We start from the raw sequence: 2047 nt of genomic DNA, 5'->3' as shown, positions 1-2047 counted from the left end.
ATCCAGTCTAAAAACTGATTAATCATTTCTTTACCAATAAATGGAGTACCATGCTGAGGTACAATCATCTCAATATCCATTTGACGGACCATGTTGACCCATAAACGAATAACTTTATTGGAGCACATATAGCGCTGATGAAAAGCCTTCATTTTCATCACATGGGCATCAAAATCTTTGAGAGGCTGACTTGCATCCTCCACAATAGAAGCCCCCATATCACCAGAAAATAAAATCTTGGCAACTGGATCATAAAACTGAAAATTACCTACCGAATGTAGGAAATGGGCCGGAACCATGACAAGCTTTGATTCGCCTAGTTGAATCACTTGACCACGATCTGGTAGCTCAATTAGACGATCTTCCCAATTTCCTTTCATACGCTCACTCATAAATGATGAATTTAAGTGAGGTAAAAATCGTGCCCACAATTTAGAGGCCACCACCTTAGCATCGGTATAAACCAGCCAACGAGGCATTGAAGTAATAATATCTGGGTCCTGATGTGAAGCGATTACATAGTCCAAATTTTTAAGACGAGTATATTTATTAAGTTCCATCGTCAATGGAACGTAGGTCAAGTCGCCACCTGGGTCAATAACGGCTGCTCGTTCATGATCAATAATTAAAAATTGATTGGCTTGTATGCCTTCCCCTTTGACCAAACTGGTAAAACTAATACATTTATGTACGCCATTATCAAATAATATCTGTGATGTTGTTTTTTCAAACCCCATACAATTCCCCAAAAAAATTTTAAATATTAGATATTTTTATATCCCTACTAAAATAAAGGGATTCTAAAGTGCTTGCAATGAATTAATTGATATTTCTCATAATATTTTAAAATAGATTTTACTTTTCTTATTCTAGAAATGAATCATCAAGAAATTGAGTAATCCTCTAACATTTTCTTAAATAAGCTATATCGTAAAGTTTAACTTCTTCAAAGCTCAAAAAAAACGCACTCTTCATGAATGCGTTTTTATACAAATTGAAAATAACTTAGAAGAAATAATGTTGTACTAGCGTAGAAACACCTACAATGAAGAAAATAGCTGCACCAATTTTATGAATCAGTGAGATAGAGAGACGTTCAGCTAATTTATTACCAATAAATACAGCTGGTGCATTGGCAATCATCATACCTAATGTTGTACCTAGCATCACCCAGAAAATACTGTCATAGCGTGCAGCTAAAGCGACTGTCGCAATTTGGGTTTTATCACCAATTTCTGCTAAGAAAAATAAAATAAAGGTTGCCCCAAAAACACCAAATTTTTGCCATTTATTAATACTATCGGTTTCATCATCGAGCTTATCCGGAATAAGCATCCAGAATGCCATACCAATGAAACCAACAGCGAGTACCCAGACTAAAATTTCAGGGCTTAGAACTGTGGTAATCCATTGTCCAAGCACAGCAGAAATACCATGATTAATAAGTGTTGCTAAAAGAATCGCAATTAAAATAGGAATTGGCTTACGGAAACGCGCAGATAGTAAAAGTGCCAACAATTGAGTTTTATCGCCCATTTCAGCGAGGGCAACAATCGAGGTAGAAATCAGAAATTCTTGCATGTCGGTTCTCTGGCTAGCATAAATGCCTATGACCTACCCCTCCTGCTAGCCAAATATCATAAAATGATTGCAGAGTGGTAAATCAAAGGTCTTGCCAACTCAGAAACGATGAGACGTTTAAGCTATGATGACCATGTTCTGTTGAACAATTATGTTGACCATCACCTATTCACCTTTGCTGTGAATAGCGGCTACTCCCCAATGAAGTATGCGTCTATTATATTCAAGTCAGTCGATTTTTCAAACTTTCAAGTAACAAATTTTATCCACGCCCACACGACTAATCGTGCAATACCTAATATCACTGCAAAATAAGCACTTATATGAATAAAACCAATAGGGCTACTGCTCGTTCCAGCCTGATATTCAAAAGGCAAAATCAAAGTAGCAACAAACACCTCAAAACCCATCACCACATAAGTCATCCATTCCCAGGGGAAGTGTAAAATTTGTTACTTGAAAGTTT

3 protein-coding genes and 1 riboswitch are annotated in these 2047 nt (G+C 36.6%); all 3 genes read right to left on the bottom strand.

Annotation, left to right across the window (positions count from 1 at the left end; all coding sequences use genetic code 11):
* On the bottom strand, positions 1–737 hold a 737-nt coding region (locus J582_RS24735), incomplete at its 3' end, for an MBL fold metallo-hydrolase (protein ID WP_032048869.1).
* A 268-nt stretch (positions 738–1005) separates the two neighbouring features.
* Positions 1006–1581 carry a TMEM165/GDT1 family protein gene (locus J582_RS24730; protein WP_004711493.1) on the bottom strand — a complete coding sequence of 192 codons (576 nt, stop codon included), beginning with the start codon at positions 1579–1581 and terminating at the stop codon, positions 1006–1008.
* Between the two features lie 15 nt (positions 1582–1596).
* A riboswitch (yybP-ykoY riboswitch) is annotated at positions 1597–1793 on the bottom strand.
* A gap of 36 nt (positions 1794–1829) precedes the next feature.
* Positions 1830–2030 carry a hypothetical protein gene (locus tag J582_RS24725; protein WP_050674871.1) on the bottom strand — a complete coding sequence of 67 codons (201 nt, stop codon included), beginning with the start codon at positions 2028–2030 and terminating at the stop codon, positions 1830–1832.
* Between the last annotated feature and the right edge of the window lie 17 nt (positions 2031–2047).

Origin of the sequence: Acinetobacter sp. 1566109 (genome assembly GCF_000582255.1) — a bacterium.
GTDB classification, from domain to species: Bacteria; Pseudomonadota; Gammaproteobacteria; order Pseudomonadales; family Moraxellaceae; genus Acinetobacter; species Acinetobacter nosocomialis.
Note: the sequence above shows the minus strand (reverse complement) of the source record. Positions and strands in the feature narration are given on the sequence as shown.

What these genes read in the sequence shown, in the direction of transcription:
- J582_RS24730 (WP_004711493.1), bottom strand. Translation starts at nt 1,581, where the DNA reads ATGCAAGAATTTCTGATTTCTACCTCGATTGTTGCCCTCGCTGAAATG.